20 protein-coding genes are annotated in these 16374 nt (G+C 65.6%); 12 read left to right on the top strand and 8 right to left on the bottom strand.

Translation table 11 applies throughout. From position 1 onward, the window contains the following. Positions 1–115 precede the first annotated feature (115 nt). Entirely contained in the window at positions 116–955 is an 840-nt protein-coding gene (locus FIU91_RS13680) for a DUF4394 domain-containing protein (protein ID WP_152462896.1), read from the top strand. 138 nt (positions 956–1093) lie between these two features. Next, positions 1094–1768 carry an SGNH/GDSL hydrolase family protein gene (locus tag FIU91_RS13675; RefSeq protein ID WP_152462895.1) on the top strand — a complete coding sequence of 225 codons (675 nt, stop codon included), beginning with the start codon at positions 1094–1096 and terminating at the stop codon, positions 1766–1768. Positions 1769–1840: 72 nt separating this feature from the next. On the opposite strand, the gene rplT is transcribed toward FIU91_RS13675, so the two are convergent. From rplT to pyk, 4 genes are all read right to left on the bottom strand, one after another. Next, entirely contained in the window at positions 1841–2206 is a 366-nt protein-coding gene (rplT, locus tag FIU91_RS13670; protein ID WP_093009348.1) for a 50S ribosomal protein L20, read from the bottom strand. A 28-nt stretch (positions 2207–2234) separates the two neighbouring features. Next, the gene (gene rpmI, locus FIU91_RS13665; protein ID WP_093009715.1) at positions 2235–2435 is read right to left on the bottom strand and encodes a 50S ribosomal protein L35; all 201 of its coding nucleotides are present in this window, start codon (positions 2433–2435) and stop codon (positions 2235–2237) included. 121 nt (positions 2436–2556) lie between these two features. Then, a complete protein-coding gene (locus tag FIU91_RS13660; protein ID WP_152462894.1) occupies positions 2557–2778 on the bottom strand; it encodes a hypothetical protein in 222 nt (73 codons plus the stop codon). A 32-nt stretch (positions 2779–2810) separates the two neighbouring features. Then, complete coding sequence (gene pyk, locus FIU91_RS13655; RefSeq protein WP_093009346.1) at positions 2811–4256, bottom strand: pyruvate kinase; 1446 nt, start codon at positions 4254–4256, stop codon at positions 2811–2813. Positions 4257–4480: 224 nt separating this feature from the next. On the opposite strand from pyk, the gene FIU91_RS13650 reads away from it, so the two are divergent. Genes FIU91_RS13650 through FIU91_RS13640 form a run of 3 tightly spaced genes read left to right on the top strand, consistent with a single transcriptional unit; the run spans position 4481 to position 5832 of the window. Further along, positions 4481–4795 (top strand): DUF1244 domain-containing protein, encoded by a 315-nt coding sequence (locus FIU91_RS13650; RefSeq protein WP_152462893.1) that lies wholly within the window; start codon positions 4481–4483, stop codon positions 4793–4795. 6 nt (positions 4796–4801) lie between these two features. Next, entirely contained in the window at positions 4802–5437 is a 636-nt protein-coding gene (locus FIU91_RS13645) for a DUF5671 domain-containing protein (protein ID WP_152462892.1), read from the top strand. Next, positions 5434–5832: a hypothetical protein gene (locus FIU91_RS13640; RefSeq protein WP_152462891.1), complete on the top strand. Its 399-nt coding sequence runs from the start codon at positions 5434–5436 to the stop codon at positions 5830–5832. The genes FIU91_RS13645 and FIU91_RS13640 overlap by 4 nt, the downstream gene beginning before the upstream one ends. A gap of 63 nt (positions 5833–5895) precedes the next feature. Here FIU91_RS13640 and ald read toward each other — a convergent pair whose 3' ends face one another. Further along, entirely contained in the window at positions 5896–7020 is a 1125-nt protein-coding gene (gene ald / locus FIU91_RS13635) for an alanine dehydrogenase (RefSeq protein ID WP_152462890.1), read from the bottom strand. 137 nt (positions 7021–7157) lie between these two features. On the opposite strand from ald, the gene FIU91_RS13630 reads away from it, so the two are divergent. Together FIU91_RS13630 and FIU91_RS13625 are read left to right on the top strand one after the other, a co-directional pair. Beyond that, positions 7158–7616: an Lrp/AsnC family transcriptional regulator gene (locus FIU91_RS13630; RefSeq protein ID WP_152462888.1), complete on the top strand. Its 459-nt coding sequence runs from the start codon at positions 7158–7160 to the stop codon at positions 7614–7616. A gap of 58 nt (positions 7617–7674) precedes the next feature. Next, a complete protein-coding gene (locus FIU91_RS13625; RefSeq protein WP_152463739.1) occupies positions 7675–9267 on the top strand; it encodes a GMC family oxidoreductase in 1593 nt (530 codons plus the stop codon). 119 nt (positions 9268–9386) lie between these two features. On the opposite strand, the gene rpsU is transcribed toward FIU91_RS13625, so the two are convergent. Next, entirely contained in the window at positions 9387–9593 is a 207-nt protein-coding gene (gene rpsU, locus FIU91_RS13620; RefSeq protein ID WP_036556662.1) for a 30S ribosomal protein S21, read from the bottom strand. Positions 9594–9708: 115 nt separating this feature from the next. Here rpsU and FIU91_RS13615 point away from each other — a divergent pair, with 115 nt between their 5' ends. Next, entirely contained in the window at positions 9709–10392 is a 684-nt protein-coding gene (locus FIU91_RS13615) for a COQ9 family protein (RefSeq protein ID WP_093009340.1), read from the top strand. On the opposite strand, the gene FIU91_RS13610 is transcribed toward FIU91_RS13615, so the two are convergent. Continuing rightward, positions 10383–10715: a hypothetical protein gene (locus FIU91_RS13610; RefSeq protein ID WP_152462886.1), complete on the bottom strand. Its 333-nt coding sequence runs from the start codon at positions 10713–10715 to the stop codon at positions 10383–10385. The two genes, FIU91_RS13615 and FIU91_RS13610, sit on opposite strands and share 10 nt — an antisense overlap. A gap of 97 nt (positions 10716–10812) precedes the next feature. Here FIU91_RS13610 and FIU91_RS13605 point away from each other — a divergent pair, with 97 nt between their 5' ends. From FIU91_RS13605 to FIU91_RS13595, 3 genes are read left to right on the top strand one after another with little or no spacing between them, the layout of a single operon-like run. Then, positions 10813–11799, top strand: a complete 987-nt coding sequence (locus FIU91_RS13605) for an NAD(P)H-quinone oxidoreductase (RefSeq protein ID WP_152462885.1) — start codon at positions 10813–10815, stop codon at positions 11797–11799. A gap of 1 nt (position 11800) precedes the next feature. Beyond that, the gene (locus FIU91_RS13600) at positions 11801–12454 is read left to right on the top strand and encodes a class I SAM-dependent methyltransferase (RefSeq protein ID WP_172975011.1); all 654 of its coding nucleotides are present in this window, start codon (positions 11801–11803) and stop codon (positions 12452–12454) included. Between the two features lie 11 nt (positions 12455–12465). Then, positions 12466–13440 carry a quinone oxidoreductase gene (locus FIU91_RS13595; RefSeq protein WP_152462881.1) on the top strand — a complete coding sequence of 325 codons (975 nt, stop codon included), beginning with the start codon at positions 12466–12468 and terminating at the stop codon, positions 13438–13440. Positions 13441–13457: 17 nt separating this feature from the next. Here FIU91_RS13595 and purD read toward each other — a convergent pair whose 3' ends face one another. After that, complete coding sequence (gene purD, locus FIU91_RS13590) at positions 13458–14720, bottom strand: phosphoribosylamine--glycine ligase (protein ID WP_152462880.1); 1263 nt, start codon at positions 14718–14720, stop codon at positions 13458–13460. Between the two features lie 79 nt (positions 14721–14799). On the opposite strand from purD, the gene xseA reads away from it, so the two are divergent. After that, entirely contained in the window at positions 14800–16353 is a 1554-nt protein-coding gene (gene xseA, locus FIU91_RS13585; protein WP_152462878.1) for an exodeoxyribonuclease VII large subunit, read from the top strand. Positions 16354–16374 lie beyond the last annotated feature (21 nt).

The following is a 16374-nucleotide window of genomic DNA, read 5'->3' as shown; positions in this document are numbered from 1 at the left end:
GCGCGGCTTCCTGTGCAGATCGCGCGAAACTTATTCCCGGCGGCTTTCGTGGATTGGGCCGAGCGTCAGGGGTGAGCCCTGCCGCGAACAGATGAACAGAACGGAAGTATGTAAGATGATCCGCACTATTGCAGCCACGTCCATTCTTGCCCTCACCGCCGGCGCGGCTCACGCCGCTCATTCCGGGTATGCGCTCGCAGAAGACGGAAGTACGCTTGTTGTGATGTCCGATCTCGGCGCACCGGAAAATGTCGAGACCTATGATCTGGACTCGGCCCTCTCGGCCATCGCTTATCGGCCCGTTACCGGCGATATCCTCGGCTTCTCCGCGGACGCGATCTACACGATCGACACGAGCTCAGGGGAATTGACCGATCTGAACGCGAGCTTTGGCGAGGACGCTACGATCGGCGACGGCGCAATGGTGGCCTTCGACTTCAACAATGCCATCGACGCCGTGCGCGCCGTGACCACCACGGGCGACAATCTCGTCTACTTCCCCGAAGGCTTTGGCGACAATGACGATCGCGCCAACACCGTCGTGCGCATGACCGACCTCGCGTATGCGGAAGGCGATGACAATGCAGGTACCACGCCGATGGTCTTTGCCAATGCCTACACCAACGCGATTAACGGCGAGACTGCGTCCGAGACATTCCAGTATGGCCTCGACGCCGAGACCGACGCACTGGTGAGCGTTGCGAACAACGAAGGCACTCTCGAGACAATCGCGCCGATCATGGTCGACGGTGAAGAGGTCGATCTCTCGGCGATGGGCGGATTCGACATCCTCTCGCCGTCCGAGGGTGAAAACCGGGGGCTGGCGATCCTGCAGATGGAAGGCGCGGAGAGCGCTGGTCTTTACGAGATCAACCTCGAGACTGGCGAAGCGACCATGCAGGCCGATCTTGGCATGGGCGGCTTCACCGGTTTCGCGACCGGCATCCGCGAGTGACGCGCAGCTGCGCTGTTTAAAGTAAGGGGGCGGCCGGGTTCGGCCGCCCTTTCTTTTTCGCACAACACACCGGGCGCCGCGTTGCCTGTCGCGCAAGCGCCGCTAGGCTGTTCCCGGACTGCACGGAAAGGACGACACATGCGCCTCGCATTCGCATTTCTCCTCATCGGCCTCGTCGCGGCCTGCGGGCGCGGCGTGCCGGAGGGCGCGCGTCTCGTCGTGGCGGGCGATTCCGTCATGGCCTGGAACCGGACGCAGGACGCATCTGTCGCGCGGAACCTCTCGCGCCTTCTCGGGCAGCCTGTGGGCGATGTATCCTTGCCCTTCGCCAGCGTCACCGGCTCGACGGGGCGCGGCGCGCTCAACATCACCGAGCAGGTTTCGGATCTGAGCCCCCGCTGGGTCGTGATGAATGGCGGCGCGAACGATCTGCGGGTCGGCTGCTCGGGGCCCGATACGCGCGGCACGCTCGACACGCTTGTCTCGGAGGATGGACGCTCCGGCGCTATCCCTCGCATGGTCTCGGGATTGCGGGCGCGGGGCAGTAGCGTCCTTTGGGCCGATTACTACACGTCGCCAAGATTCGCCGGCACCACATGCGGGCGCATCTACGACGAGATGGCGGCGCGCACCGAACGCATGGCCGCCGCCGATCCCGGTATCGTCTTCGTCGATATGGGAGACGTGGTGCCCTTCTCGAACGGAGCGCTTTTCGCGCGCGATCAGATCCACCCTTCGGTCGAGGGCTCCGCGCGGATCGCCCGGCAGATCGCGGAGGCGCTGAGGGCTGCGGATCCGGCCCTGACGCGATGACACGTGGACAAAGAAAAAAGCCCCGGCCGCATTTGGTGCGCCGGGGCTTTCTTTTGGTGACGGGCGTCCGGCTCAGGCGGCCAGCGCGCCTTTCGCCTTCTCGACGATCGCACCGAAAGCTTCGGGCTCGTGCACGGCGAGATCGGCGAGAACCTTGCGGTCCACCTCGATACCGGCCAGCGTCAGGCCGTTGACGAACCGCGAATAGGTCAGCGCTTCGTCATGCGCGCGGACAGCGGCGTTGATCCGCTGGATCCAGAGCGCGCGGAAATTGCGCTTGCGGTTCTTCCGGTCGCGGGTCGCGTACTGGTTGGCCTTGTCGACGGCCTGCGTCGCCACCTTGAAGGTGTTCTTGCGACGGCCGTAATAGCCTTTTGCGGCCTTGGTGATTTTCTTGTGACGGGCGTGGGTCGTGGTCCCACCTTTGACTCGAGACATGATCTAGCTCCTTCTCGTATCCGTGGGATCAGCGATCGTAGGGCATATAGCCCTTGATGATCTTCGCATCGGGCTCCGACAGCGTGGTCGTGCCGCGCGCGTCGCGGATAAACTTCTTCGTGCGTTTGATCATGCCGTGGCGTTTGCCGGCCTGGCCCGCGATCACCTTGCCGCTTGCCGAGATCTTGAAGCGCTTCTTCGCGCTCGACTTCGTCTTCATCTTGGGCATTTCCATCTCCTCAGACTTTGAGTGTCGTTCCATGCGACTCGGCAATGCCACCTGGCCGGCCGCACGAGGCGTGAGCGGTCCCTCTAAGGGCTGCCGCGTCCAATTGCAAGCGCCGCGTTCCTTAGCGGAATTCGGCGATCAGGCGCACGAAGGACATCGGGATATCCTCAAATGTCAGGGTGCCGCCGCTTTGCTGCCAGGCGAGCCATATCGACGCGGCGCCCCCTAGGACGAGGAGGCCGCCCACCAAGGGCCGGCGACCTTCGGCAAGAGCCGCCAGGATCGACGTGATCGCCAACGCGACAAGAAGAACACCGAACGCCAAAGCGATGTCGGGCGACATGCCACCCCCAAACCCAAATCACCTCGGAAAGGTTATTCCGGGTCGGTGGCGTAGATCAAACGCTCATCGCAGGGCGCGACGCGCAGAATGTTCGTCGTGCCGGTCGTGTTGAAGGGCACACCCGCGGTCACGACGATCAGATCTTCGGACGTTGCATAATCGAGCTTGCGGGCGGCCTTGGCCGCATCGACCACCGCCGATTTGAAACGGTCGAGATCTCCTGTCGTCACGCATTGCGTCCCCCAGGTGAGTGCGAGGCGCCGCGCCGTCGAGATCGAGGAGGACAGCGCGAGGATCGGCACGCGCGGACGCTCGCGCGCCACCAGAAGCGCGGTCGTGCCCGATTGCGTATAGCAGCAGATCGCCTTGACCTTGGCGCTCTCGGCGATCTCGCGCGCGGCGGCGACGATACCGTCGGCGACGCTCTTCTTGTCGGTGATGCGCGAGGCTTCGATGATCTCGGTATAAGTGGGGTCGTTCTCGACCTCTTCGGCGACGTTGTTCATCGTCGTCACGGCTTCGATCGGGTAGTCGCCCGCCGCCGATTCCGCCGACAGCATGATCGCGTCCGAGCCTTCGTAGATCGCCGTTGCCACGTCCGAGACTTCGGCGCGGGTCGGCATCGGGCTCTCGATCATCGATTCGAGCATCTGCGTCGCCACGATCACCGGCTTGGCGGCGGCGCGACATTTGCGGATGAGCCGCTTCTGGATCGGCGGCACGTTCTGGACCGGCAACTCGACGCCGAGATCGCCGCGCGCGACCATGATGCCATCGGAGGCGTAGAGAATCTCGTCGAATGCTTTGACCGCCGCCGGTTTCTCGATCTTCGAAAGGATCGCGGCGCGTCCCTTGGCAAGGCGGCGCGCCTCCTCGACGTCGGCGGCGCGCTGCACGAAGGACAGGGCCAGCCAATCGACGCCAAGATCGGCCACGAATTCGAGATCTTCGCGATCCTTCTCGGAGAGCGCCGCCAGCGGCAACACCACGTCCGGGACGTTCACGCCCTTTCGGTTGGAGATCGTGCCGCCGACCGTGACCGTGCAATTGGCGAAATCTTCTCCGCATTCCTTCACTTGCAGCCGGATCTTGCCGTCATTGACGAGAAGCGACGCGCCGGGTTCGAGCACCTGGAAAATCTCCGGGTGCGGCAGCGTCACGCGGGACTTGTCGCCGGGCGCATCCGTGAGGTCGAGCCGGAAGTCCTGGCCTTCCTCGAGTTCTTCCTCGCCATTGGCGAAAGCTCCGACGCGCAGTTTCGGCCCCTGCAGGTCGGCGAGAATGCCGATCGTCGAATCGAGATCGGTCTCGACCTGGCGAATGATCCTGTGACGCTCGCGAATCTCGTCATGGGTGCCGTGGCTCATGTTGAGCCGGAACACATCCGCGCCCGCCTCGTGCAGCTTGCGGATCATCTCGTAATCCGAGGAGGCCGGGCCCAGCGTGGCCACGATCTTCACGTTTCGCATCCGTCTCATATCGTTCTGCTCCTCGACGCGCCTTGGGGCGTCCGCTTGGGGTCTCTCTTGCAGCTGTTACCGCTATCGGTTGACCGCCTTATGACGCAAGGTCGCGCCCGGCTCAACTTCAACCGAACAGGGACGCGCGGCGCAAGTCTTGGGACGCATCGCGCAAGCGGGGCCTTGCACATGCCGCAGAGAGACACGATTTTTTAACTTAAGCGATCATCAGGAGACCTCAGATGGACGATCAGACCCGCCTCGAGCTCGAAGCCGCCGCCTTCCGCCGCCTGCGACAGCACCTGATGGAGGAGCGTACGGATGTGCAGAACATCGACATGATGAACCTTGCGGGCTTCTGCCGGAACTGCCTGTCGCGCTGGTACCAGGAGGCCGCAAACGCGCGCGGCATCGAGATGGACAAGGAAGAGGCGCGCGAGATCTTTTACGGAATGCCGATGTCCGAGTGGAAGGCGAAGTACCAGACAGAAGCCGGGGCCGACAAACAGGCCGCCTTCGAGACCGCCTTCGCGCAGAACGTGGGTTCGAAGGAGTAGCGCCCGGTGCGGCCGGAGGAACGCCGGGACGCCTTCGTGCGCGATGCCCTGGCGCGCGGCACGGCGCGCGCGGAAATCAGCGCCGCCCTCGCGGATGTCGGATGGTCCGAGGCCGAGATCGCTCGCGCGCTCGGTCAATGGGCTGACGGTCCGGGCGGAATGCCGGTGCCGCGTCCGCAGCCCGCGCTCGGCGCGCGCGACGCCTTTCTCTACGGCGTCCTGTTCCTCGCCCTCGGAGCCAGTATCGGCTATATCATCTCGCTCGGCTTCTCGCTCATAAACGTGTGGTTTCCTGATGCCGCCGATCGTCCCTGGCGGTCCGGCTTCTCGTGGACGATGCGATGGTCGATCGCGAACCTCGTGATCTTCGTGCCGCTATTCCTGCTGCTTGACCGCAGAATGGTTGTGAACCGGCAGAGCGATCCGGCGGGAGGACGGTCCTCGACGCGGGCCTGGCTCGGCCATGTCCTGCTGTTTCTCGCGGCGGCGGCGCTCATCTGCGATGCCGTGGCGGTCCTTTACGCGTTCCTGTCGGGGGATCTGACGATCCGCTTCGTAGCCAAGGCGGCGCTGGTCGCTGCCGCGGCCGGGCTGGTCTTCCTCTATCTCAGGGGCCTCATGGCCGAAGGAGCGCGCGCATGACGCCCGATCGTATCGCCGTGGCGGGCGTCACCGGGTTGGCCGTGCTCCTGGTCGTGGCCGCGCTCTGGCAAGTCGGCGGTCCGCAGGCCGGGCGGATGGAAGCGCGCGACGATACCCGCTTCTCCGATCTTCTGTCGCTGACATCGCTCGTCACCTGCAAGGCGACGACGGAGGGCAATGTCCTGCCGCAGGATCTGACCGAAAGCGCGTCGTGCCGATACGACGTGCGCCTCAACGATCCCTATACGGATGCGCCCTATCGCTACGAGATCGTGGACACGGAAGAATACCGGATCTGCGCCGATTTCGAGCGGCCCGAGCGTCTGACGGGCCGCGCGCAGAGTTTCGATGCCGAGGAGGGATGCCTCTACCAGCAGGTGGCTCTCGACCCCTGATGGCGGATGCGAGGGGCCAGCCCCTCGCGCTCCCCGGGTATTTGGACCAACCCGAAGAAGGGGTCAGTCGCCGCCCTTCAGGATGAGCTGCGGTGAGGTGACGTCGAGGCCGAGCGCCCGGCCGACCGCGTAATAGGTCAGCTTGCCCGCGTGAACGTTGAGCCCTTCCATGAGATTGGGATCGTCGATCATCGCCTGCCGCCAACCCTTGTCGGCCAGCGCCAGCATATGCGGCATGGTCGCATTGCCGAGTGCCATCGTGGAGGAGCGCGCGACCGCGCCCGGCATGTTGGCGACGCAGTAATGCATGATCCCGTCCACCTCGTAGACCGGATCCTGGTGCGTCGTGGCCTGCGAGGTCTCGAAACACCCGCCCTGGTCGATCGCAACATCGACGAGCGCCGCGCCGGGCTTCATCTCGGAGAGCTGATCGCGGGTGACGAGCTTCGGCGCGGCGGCGCCGGGGATGAGCACCGCGCCGATGACCATGTCGGCCTCGGCCACCAGCTCGGCCGTGGCGGCGCGGCTGGCATAGGCGGTCTTGAACACCCCGCGGAAGGCTTCGTCGAGGTGCCGCAGCCGGGGCAGGGAGCGGTCGAGCACCGTCACATCCGCGCCCATGCCCGCGGCAACCCGCGCCGCATTTGTGCCGACGATGCCGCCGCCGATCACCACGACGTTCGCAGGCATCACCCCCGGCACGCCGCCCATCAGCACGCCGCGTCCGCCATTGGCCTTCTGCAAGGTCCAGGCGCCCATTTGCGGTGCGAGCTTGCCCGCGACCTCGGACATCGGCGCGAGAAGCGGCAAGCCTCCCTTGCCGTCAGTCACGGTCTCGTAGGCGATGCAGGTCGCGCCGCTTTCCATCAGCTCGCGCGTCTGTTCGGGGTCCGGCGCAAGGTGGAGATAGGTAAAGAGCACCTGGCCTTCGCGCAGCATGCGCCGCTCTGCGGGCTGGGGCTCTTTCACCTTCACCACCATCTCGGCTTCGGCGAAGATCTCCTCGGCGGTTTGCACGATCCGCGCGCCAAGGCTCGTATAGGCGTCGTCCTCGAAGCCCGCGCCTGCGCCCGCACCGGTCTCGATCAGCACCTCGTGGCCATGCGCGATGGCCTCGCCCGCCGCTTCCGGCGTGAGGCCGACGCGGAATTCCTGCGCCTTGATTTCCTTGGGACATCCGATCTTCATGGCAAATCCTCCTCTGATTTGCCACGAGGCTCGCAGAGGGCACGCGCAATGTCCTCGGCAATCCTCTGGTCTTCAGGGGTGGAACGGGCAATATTCATGCGCGAAAACCTGGTTTGGTCGAAGGATCTTCGCGCATCATGTCACTCGATACGATGGACGGTCGGCTGTTGCGGCTTCTGCAGAAGCGCGGGCGGATCTCGAACGCCGATCTCGCGGAGGCGGCGGGCCTGTCGCCCTCGGCCTGTCATCGCCGTGTCGCGCGGCTCGAGGCCGAAGGCTACGTGGCGGGCTATGTCGCGCTGGTCGATCCGCGCAAGGTGCGCCTCTCGGCGACGATCTTCGTCGAGATCACGCTGACCCACCAATCGGACGAGACGCTCGATGCGTTCGAGACCGCGATCCGGCGCATCCCGAACGTGCTCGAGTGTCACCTGATGGCGGGGACGGCGGATTACCTCGTGAAGATCGTGGCCGAGGATACGGAGGATTTCGCGCGCATTCACCGGCAGTACCTGACGCGCTTGCCGGGCGTCGCGCAGATGCATTCGTCGTTTTCGCTGCGGGGGGTCTCGCAGACGACCGCGCTGCCGCTCTGATCGTCTTGCGCCCGGCCGCGGCATGGGCGAGCCTGCAGCTCGGGGGAGGAGAGCCGTGATCGAAACCGACTACATCGTCGTGGGCGCGGGCAGCGCAGGCTGCGTTCTGGCGCGCCGCTTGTCCGATGCGGGCCATTCCGTCCTGCTCCTGGAGGCGGGCGGGCGCGACAATTACCATTGGGTGCATATCCCGATGGGGTATCTTTACTGCATCGGCAATCCGCGCACCGACTGGATGTTTCGCACGCGGGCGGAGCCGGGCCTCAACGGACGCTCGCTCCTTTATCCGCGCGGGCGCATCCTCGGGGGCTGCTCGGCGATCAACGGGATGCTCTACCTGCGCGGGCAGGCGGCGGATTATGACGGCTGGCGGCAGAGCGGCCTGGCCGGTTGGGGCTGGGACGACGTGCTGCCCTATTTTCTCAAGAGCGAGGATTACGTCGACGGGTCCAGCGACATGCACGGCGCGGGCGGGCCTTGGAGGATCGAGGATCAGCGGCTGAGCTGGAAAGTGCTCGACGACTGGATGGAAGCGGCCCACGCGGCCGGCCTGCCGAAGACGCGGGATTTCAACACCGGCAACAACGAGGGCGTCGGCTATTTCCGTGTCAGCCAGAAGCGCGGATGGCGGGTCTCGATGGCCTCGGCCTTTCTCAAGGGCGCGGACAAGGCACGGCTCAGGATAGAGACAGGGGCCCAGGTGACGGGGCTGACCTTCGACGGCGCCCGCGTCACGGGCCTCGGCTTCGAGCAAGGCGGCGTGCGGCGCGAGGCGCGCGCGCGTGCCGAGGTGATCCTTTCGGCAGGCGCGATCGGCTCGCCGCAGATCCTGATGCTGTCGGGGCTCGGGCCCGCCGATCATCTGGCAGCGCACGGTATCGAGGTGCGGCGCGACATTTCCGCGATCGGCGGCAATCTTCAGGACCATCTGCAACTGCGCTGTTCCTGGCGGCTGACAGGTGCGAAGACGCTGAATACGCTCGCCAATTCGCTCTGGGGCAAGGCGCGGATCGGGCTGGAATACCTTGTGAGCCGATCCGGGCCGATGTCCATGGCGCCGTCGCAACTCGGCGCGTTCGCCAAATCGCGCGCCGGGCTCGAAACGCCGGACCTCGAATACCACGTGCAGCCCCTGTCGCTGCCCGCGTTCGGCGAGCCGCTCGATCCGTTCCCAGCGATCACCGCAAGCGTGTGCAACCTGCGCCCAGAGAGCCGTGGGCATGTGCGGCTGACGTCCAACGATTTCCGGGACGCGCCGGAGATCGCGCCGAATTACCTGTCGACCGAAGGCGACCGCCGGGTTGCGATCGACGCGATCCGGCTGACGCGGCGGATCATGGCGGAGGGCCCGATGGCCAGCTATGCGCCGGAAGAGATGAAACCGGGCGCGCAGATCGAAAGCGACGCCGACCTGGCGCGCGCGGCAGGTGATATCGGCACGACGATCTTCCATCCGGTGGGAACGGTGCGGATGGGTACGGACGAGGCCGCGCCGCTCGACGGGGCGTTGCGGCTACGGGGCACGGAGGGTCTGCGGGTTGTCGATGCGAGCGTGATGCCCACCATCACATCGGGCAACACGAACGCGCCGACGGTGATGATTGCCGAAAAGGCGAGCGACATGATCTTGCAAGCTGCGCGGGGCGGGTGAGCGGGGAAAACGTCGGGCCGAAACCGGAGAAGCCCCCAAAAAGCGACAAACCCCCGCGGTTTCCACCGGCGGGGGTCGTCTCACTCGGGCTAAGCGCCCTCAGTGTTCAATCTGGCAGCTCAGAGCATGCCTTCGCGCTGTGCCTTCTTGCGCGCCAGCTTGCGCGCACGGCGGATCGCTTCGGCCTTCTCTCGGGCTTTCTTCTCGGAGGGTTTCTCGAAATGTTGCCGAAGCTTCATTTCCCGAAACACGCCCTCACGCTGGAGTTTCTTCTTCAGCGCGCGAAGTGCCTGATCGACGTTGTTGTCGCGAACACTTACCTGCATGTGGTTGTCACCACCTTCCTAAGTTGAGTTGCAATGAAATTTGCAGGAGGTGGCCGTATAGCAAAGGCTCGCTAGCTTGTCTAGGGTACCGCAGACAACCAGCCGGAGAGGCGCCATGACCGACGATACCCGCGACAAGCTCATCGATGCCGCCTTGATGCATGTCCCGTTCGATGGCTGGACGGAGACGAGCTTCCGCGCCGCCATCGAGGATTCCGAGGTCGATCCGACCGTCGCGAAGGCGCTGTTTCCGCGCGGCGCCGTCGACCTCGCGCTTGCCTTTCACAAGCGGGGCGACGAGGCGATGATCGCCAAGCTCAAGGAGGCTGACCTCTCGGGCATGCGCTTTCGCGACAAGGTTGCTTTCGCCGTGCGGACGCGGATCAAGGCCGCGGAGGATCGCGAGGCGGTGCGGCGGGGCACGACGCTCTTTTCGCTGCCGCCCTATGCGCCCGATGGCGCGAAGGCGATCTGGGGCACGGCGGACGCGATCTGGACCACGCTCGGCGACACGTCTGACGATGTGAACTGGTACACCAAGCGCGCGACGCTTTCGGGCGTGTATTCCTCGACCGTGCTCTATTGGCTAGGTGACGATTCGATTGACAGTCAGGCGACCTGGGATTTCCTCGACCGCCGCATCGACGATGTGATGAAGATCGAAGATGCCAAGGCGCGGATCAACAAGAACCCCGTCCTGTCGCGCCTTATGGCCGTGCCGAACCGGCTCGGCGCTGCGATCAAGCCGCCCCGAAAGCGGGATGATCTGCCCGGCCAGATGCGCTCCGATCAGGTGTAAAGCGTGACCATCGTGACCGTGTGAAGCACCGCGATGGCGGCATTCGCACGGGCCACGGGATGGCGGAGGCCGAGCACGGGCAGGGTCAGGATCTTGTAGAGGATCTGCAGCGGAAACAGCGTATGCGCGATCTCTGCGGCCTTGTCGGGAAACACCAAAGCGGCGAGCGAGGCCAGAAGGATCGTGGCGTAGACGCAGGCGAGGATGCGCCGCGACGGCGTGTCGGGGCCGAAAGCACCTTCCATGCCCTTGGTGCCGCGCACGAGCCCGACGAGGACCGGCACCAGCACGGCGATATTCACGAGGAAAGACACCCAGATCATGCGCGCCACTCTAGCGCTGGTTCGGGCGCGCGCAATCCGGTTGCCCCCGCTGCGGCGATTGGCCAGTCTCCGCGCCAAGCGATAGAGGAGCGAGACGATGTCTGAGACGATGCGCGCGGTGGAGATTTCTGAAAGCGGCGGGCCCGAGGTTCTGGTCCCCGTCACGCGCGAGAGGCCCGAACCCGGCCACGGACAGGTTCTTCTCAAGATCGCCTATGCGGGTGTGAACCGTCCCGATGCGCTCCAGCGTGCGGGCAATTACGCACCGCCCCCCGAAGCGTCCGATCTGCCGGGGCTCGAAGCCTCCGGCGAGGTCGTCGCGCTAGGGCCCGGCGCGACCGGGCTCTCCATCGGAGACACCGTCTGTGCGCTGCTGCCGGGCGGGGGATACGCGGAATATGCGGTCACGCCGGCCGATCATTGCCTGCCCGTGCCCGCTGGCATGGGCATGAAGGAAGCGGCCTGCCTGCCCGAGACCTATTTCACCGTTTGGTCGAACGTGTTCCAGCGGGGCGGGCTCGAAGGCGGCGAAGTTTTTCTCGTGCATGGCGGCTCCTCCGGGATCGGCACAACCGCGATCCAGCTCGCGCATCATTTCGGCGCGCGCGTCTTCGCGACAGCCGGCTCCGCAGACAAGTGCGCGGCATGCGAAAAACTCGGCGCGGAGCGCGCGATCAATTACCGAGAGGAGGATTTCGTCGAGATCCTGAAGGCCGAGGGCGGCGCGAACCTCATCCTCGACATGGTGGGGGGCGATTACATCCCGCGCAACCTCAAGGCGCTCGCCGATGACGGCCGGCTCGTGCAGATCGCGTTCCTGGGCGGGCCAAAGGCCGAGGTCAATTTCGCGCCGCTCATGGTGCGCCGCCTGACGATCACCGGCTCGACCTTGCGTCCGCAATCGGATCTCGCGAAGGCGCGCATCGCGGAGGCGCTGAAACAGCATGTCTGGCCGCTTCTCGATGCCGGGCGGATCGGACCGATCATGGATTCCGAATTCCCGCTCGAAGAGGCGGCAGAGGCGCATCGGAGGATGGAAGGCTCGACCCATATCGGCAAGATCGTTCTCAAGGTCGCCGGGTGACATGGGCGAGGAGAGCCCGCGCAAAAGCCCGCTCGACCACCTCTACGATTGGGCGGTGAAGGACAGTTTCGAGGCGTTCCGCGTCGAGATGTCCGGCGCGATGCTGTTTCCCGAGAAGCGCCAGATCCGCAAATACTGCCTGTCGCGCGCTGTCGAAAGTTGCGGCCAGGGCGGGCTATTCGCTGAGTTCGGTGTCTGGCGCGGTCATGGGGTGAACCTTTTCGCCAAGCAGCTCCCGGATGCGACGATCTGGGGCTTCGACAGTTTCGAGGGCCTCGAAGAAGACTGGACCGGCCATGCCAAGGGCGGACAGGCGGGCCGCTTTTCGCTGGACGGGACGCTGCCCGAGGTCGCGCCGAACGTCCGGCTCGTCAAAGGCTGGGTGCAAGACACCGTGCCGGGCTGGCTTTCGGATCACGAGGGCATGCCGATCCATTTCGCGCATCTCGATCTCGATACCTACACGCCGACGCGCTTCGTCCTCGACGCCATCGCCGCGCGCCTCGCCCGGGGCAGCGTGCTGCTGTTTGACGAGCTTTGCGGCTATCCCGGCTGGCGTCATCACGAGTGGAAGGCGCTGTCGGAGGTGCTAACTGCCGATCAATACCGCTTCATCGCCTTCTCGGAGCAGGCGGTGGGGATCGAAATTCTCTGAGGGAGAGGGACATGGCCACAACGATGATTATCGCCGAACATGGCGGACCCGAGATGTTCAAGCCGGAGGACCGCGAGATCGGCGAGCCCGGCGCGGGAGAGATCCGCATCCGCCACGAGGCGGCGGGGCTCAACTTCATCGACGTCTACCAACGCACGGGGCTCTACCCGATGGAGCTGCCCCATGCGCTCGGCATGGAGGCTGCGGGGGTCGTGGAAGCCGTGGGTGAGGGCGTCACGCATCTGAAGGAAGGCGACCGCGCCGCTTATGCCAGCGCACCGCCGGGCGCCTATTGCGAAGCGCGGGTGATGCCCGCGGCGCAAGTCTGCAAGCTGCCGGATGCGATCTCCTTCGAGGAAGGCGCGGCAATGATGCTCAAGGGTCTGACCGTGCAGTATCTTTTCCACCGCACGACGCCGATCTCGAAAGGCGACACGGTGCTGTTTCATGCCGCCGCCGGGGGCGTGGGGCTCATCGCCTGCCAATGGGCGCGGGACGAAGGCATCCGCCTTATCGGCACGGCCGGGACGGACGAGAAATGCCGTCTCGCCGAAGAGCATGGTGCGGAGACCTGTATCAATTACCGCGACGAGGACTGGCCGGCCCGCGTCCGGGAATTGACCGATGGCAAGGGCGTGCACGTCGTGATGGACGCGGTGGGCAAGGATACGTTCGAGGGCTCGCTCAATTCGCTACGCCCGCTTGGCATGATGATTTCCTTCGGCAATGCCTCGGGGCCGGTGCCGCCGTTCAACATCGCGGAGTTAGGCGGAAAGGGCTCGCTCAAGATCACGCGGCCGACGCTGTTCACGCATATCGCCGATCACGCGACCTGCCAGGAGATGGCGGGGATGCTGATGTCCAAGGTGGAAAGCGGCGCGGTGAAGATCCGCATAGATCAGCGCTTCCCGTTGACGGATGTGGCGGAGGCCCATCGCACGCTCGAGGCACGCAAGACGACGGGTTCGACCGTTCTGACGATGTGACCCGCGCGGCGCGCGCCTCAGAGCGCGCGCCAGCCGATGTCCCGGCGACAGAACCCTTCTGGCCAGTCGATCGCGTCGACTTGCGCGTAGGCGCGGGCTTTCGCCTCGACAAGGCTCGAACCGCGGCCCGTCGCATTGAGGACGCGCCCGCCTGTCGCGACGATCCGGCCATCCACCTCGGCCGTGCCAGCGTGAAAGGTCATGTGGAAGCTGTCCTCGGGCAGATTGTCCAATCCGCCGATGACGCTGCCTTTCTCGTAGCTACCGGGATAGCCCTTGGCGGCCAGAACCACCGTCATGGCATGATCGTCTGCCCAGTTCACCTGCGCCTCCGCCAGCCGGCCTTCGGCGCAGGCATGGATGAGGTCGAGCGCCTGTCCGCCGAGCCGCATCATCAACACCTGGCATTCGGGATCGCCGAAACGGACGTTGTATTCAACGAGCCGGGGCGCGCCGTCCTCGATCATCAACCCCGCGTAGAGGACACCTTGATAGGGATGCCCGCGCCGCGCCATCTCCGCCATTGTCGGCTTTACGATTTGTTCCAGCGCGGCCTCCGTGACCGCGTCGTCCATGATGGGCGCTGGCGAATAGGCTCCCATGCCGCCGGTATTCGGGCCGGTATCGCCCTCGCCGACGCGCTTGTGGTCCTGCGCGGTGCCGATGGGCAGAACCGTCTCGCCATCGCAGAGGACGAAGAAGGACGCTTCCTCGCCAGTCATGAACTCCTCGATGACGACTTCAGCCCCTGCCGCGCCGAACGTGCCTCCGAACATGTCTTCAAGCGCGGCCTCGGCCTCTTCCAGCGTCTCGGCGATGATGACGCCCTTTCCGGCCGCCAACCCATCGGCCTTGATGACGACCGGGAAGGGGCCTTGCCGAACATGGTCGCGTGCGGCGTCGAGATCGGTGATATGGGCGTAGCCTGCGGTCGGCGCGCCGGCAGCGTCGCAGATCTCTTTCGTGAAGGCTTTGGACGCTTCGAGCCGCGCGGCCTCCTGCGAGGGTCCGAAGACGAGGATGCCCGCCGCGCGCAGCGTATCGGCGACGCCCGAGACAAGCGGCGCTTCGGGTCCGATGATCACGAGGTCGATGGCGTTGTCGCCTGCAAACTCCGCCACGGCTGAACCATCCTCGATGTCGAGGCGCGCGCAGGTCGCGATCTCTGCGATCCCGGCATTTCCCGGCGCGACGATCAGCTTGTCGCATTTGGGGTTCTGCATCGCCGCCCAAGCGAGCGCGTGCTCGCGTCCGCCGCCTCCGAGGATGAGAATGTTCATGGCGCGGGCGTCCTCTCGCGTTGTCCCTCTCGGGCCGGCGTTCTAGGGTGCGGTCACGCAAAGGACAAGCGGCAGGCTGATGGATCTCATCGACGACGACGGCGAGGGCGCGGAAAGCGGCAATACCCCCGAATTCACGGTCTCCGAAATCTCGGGCGCGGTGAAGCGCACGATCGAGGGGGCGTTCGGCCATGTCCGTATTCGCGGCGAGGTGGGACGCGTCTCGCGGCCGCGTTCGGGGCATGTCTATCTCGATCTGAAGGATGACCGCTCGGTCATCTCGGGCGTGATGTGGAAAGGCGTCGCCGCACGCATCGAGACGCAGCCCGAAGAGGGAATGGAGGTGATCGCCACCGGGCGCATCACCACTTTCCCCGGCCAGTCCAAGTACCAAGTGGTGATCGAGGATATCCGCCCAGCCGGGCAGGGCGCCCTCATGGCGATGCTGGAAAAGCGCCGCGCGGCGCTCGCCGCCGAGGGGCTCTTCGATGCAGGGCGCAAGCGCAAGCCGCCTTTCCTGCCCGAGATCATCGGCGTCGTGACCTCGCCCTCGGGCGCGGTGATCCGCGATATCCTGCACCGTCTGCGCGAACGCTTTCCGCGCAAGGTGTTGATCTGGCCGGTCGCGGTGCAAGGGCAGAAATGCGCCCCCGAGGTCGCCCGCGCGATCGAAGGATTCAACGCGCTGACGCCGGGCGGCGCGCTGCCCCGGCCCGACCTTCTGATCGTCGCGCGGGGCGGCGGGTCGATCGAGGATCTTTGGGGCTTCAACGAGGAAATCGTCGTGCGCGCGGCGGCGGCGTCCGAGATTCCGCTGATTTCCGCCGTGGGCCACGAGACGGACACGACCCTGATCGACTTCGCCGCCGATCTGCGGGCGCCGACACCGACGGCGGCGGCGGAGCTTGCCGTGCCGGTCAGGCGCGACCTTCTGGCCTGGACCGGCGAGATGCAGGCGCGGCTGGGCCGGGCGGTGTCGCAGCGGATCGAGTATCGCGGCCAGCGGCTTGGCGATCTGTCGCGCGCGCTTCCCCGGCCCGAGACGCTGCTCGACACTGCGCGCCAGCGGCTCGACACCAGCGGTGAGCGTCTGCCCGCGGCCCTGATCCGGGGCGTTCAAAGCCGCCGCGTGAGCCTGTCTGAAAGCGCGGGGAGCCTGCGGCCGTCGATGCTGCGCGGGCGCCTCTCCGAAGGGCAGCGCGGTGTCGCGCAATGGGGTGCACGCCTTGCGCCCGCGCTGCTGCGGCTAACAGAGGCGCGGGGCCAGAGCCTTGGGCGACAGGCCGACCGTCTCGACATCCGCCCCATCACGGCGCGCATCACTCAGGGCGGCGAGCGTGTCGCCGACCTCTCTCGCCGGCTCGACCGGGCGTTCGGGGATACGGCAGAGGCAAGCCGCCGCAAGCTCGACGCGCTCGGCCGATTGCACGAGACACTGGGCTACAAGGCGACACTGGAGCGCGGCTACGCGGTGGTGCGCGCAGAAAGCGGCGTCGTGACGACGAAGGCCGCTGCCGAAGCGGCGGGGGGGCTCGAGATCGAGTTCAAGGACGGCCGCCTCAAGATCGGTGGCAGCGCGAAATCCTCCTCCGCCAAGAAAAAAGAGAGCCCCGAACAGGGCTCTCTCTTCTAGTTTCCGCAAGCTGGGGAGGCC

It is taken from the genome of Roseivivax sp. THAF30, assembly GCF_009363575.1.
Classification (GTDB): domain Bacteria; phylum Pseudomonadota; class Alphaproteobacteria; order Rhodobacterales; family Rhodobacteraceae; genus Roseivivax; species Roseivivax halotolerans.
Note: the sequence above shows the minus strand (reverse complement) of the source record. Positions and strands in the feature narration are given on the sequence as shown.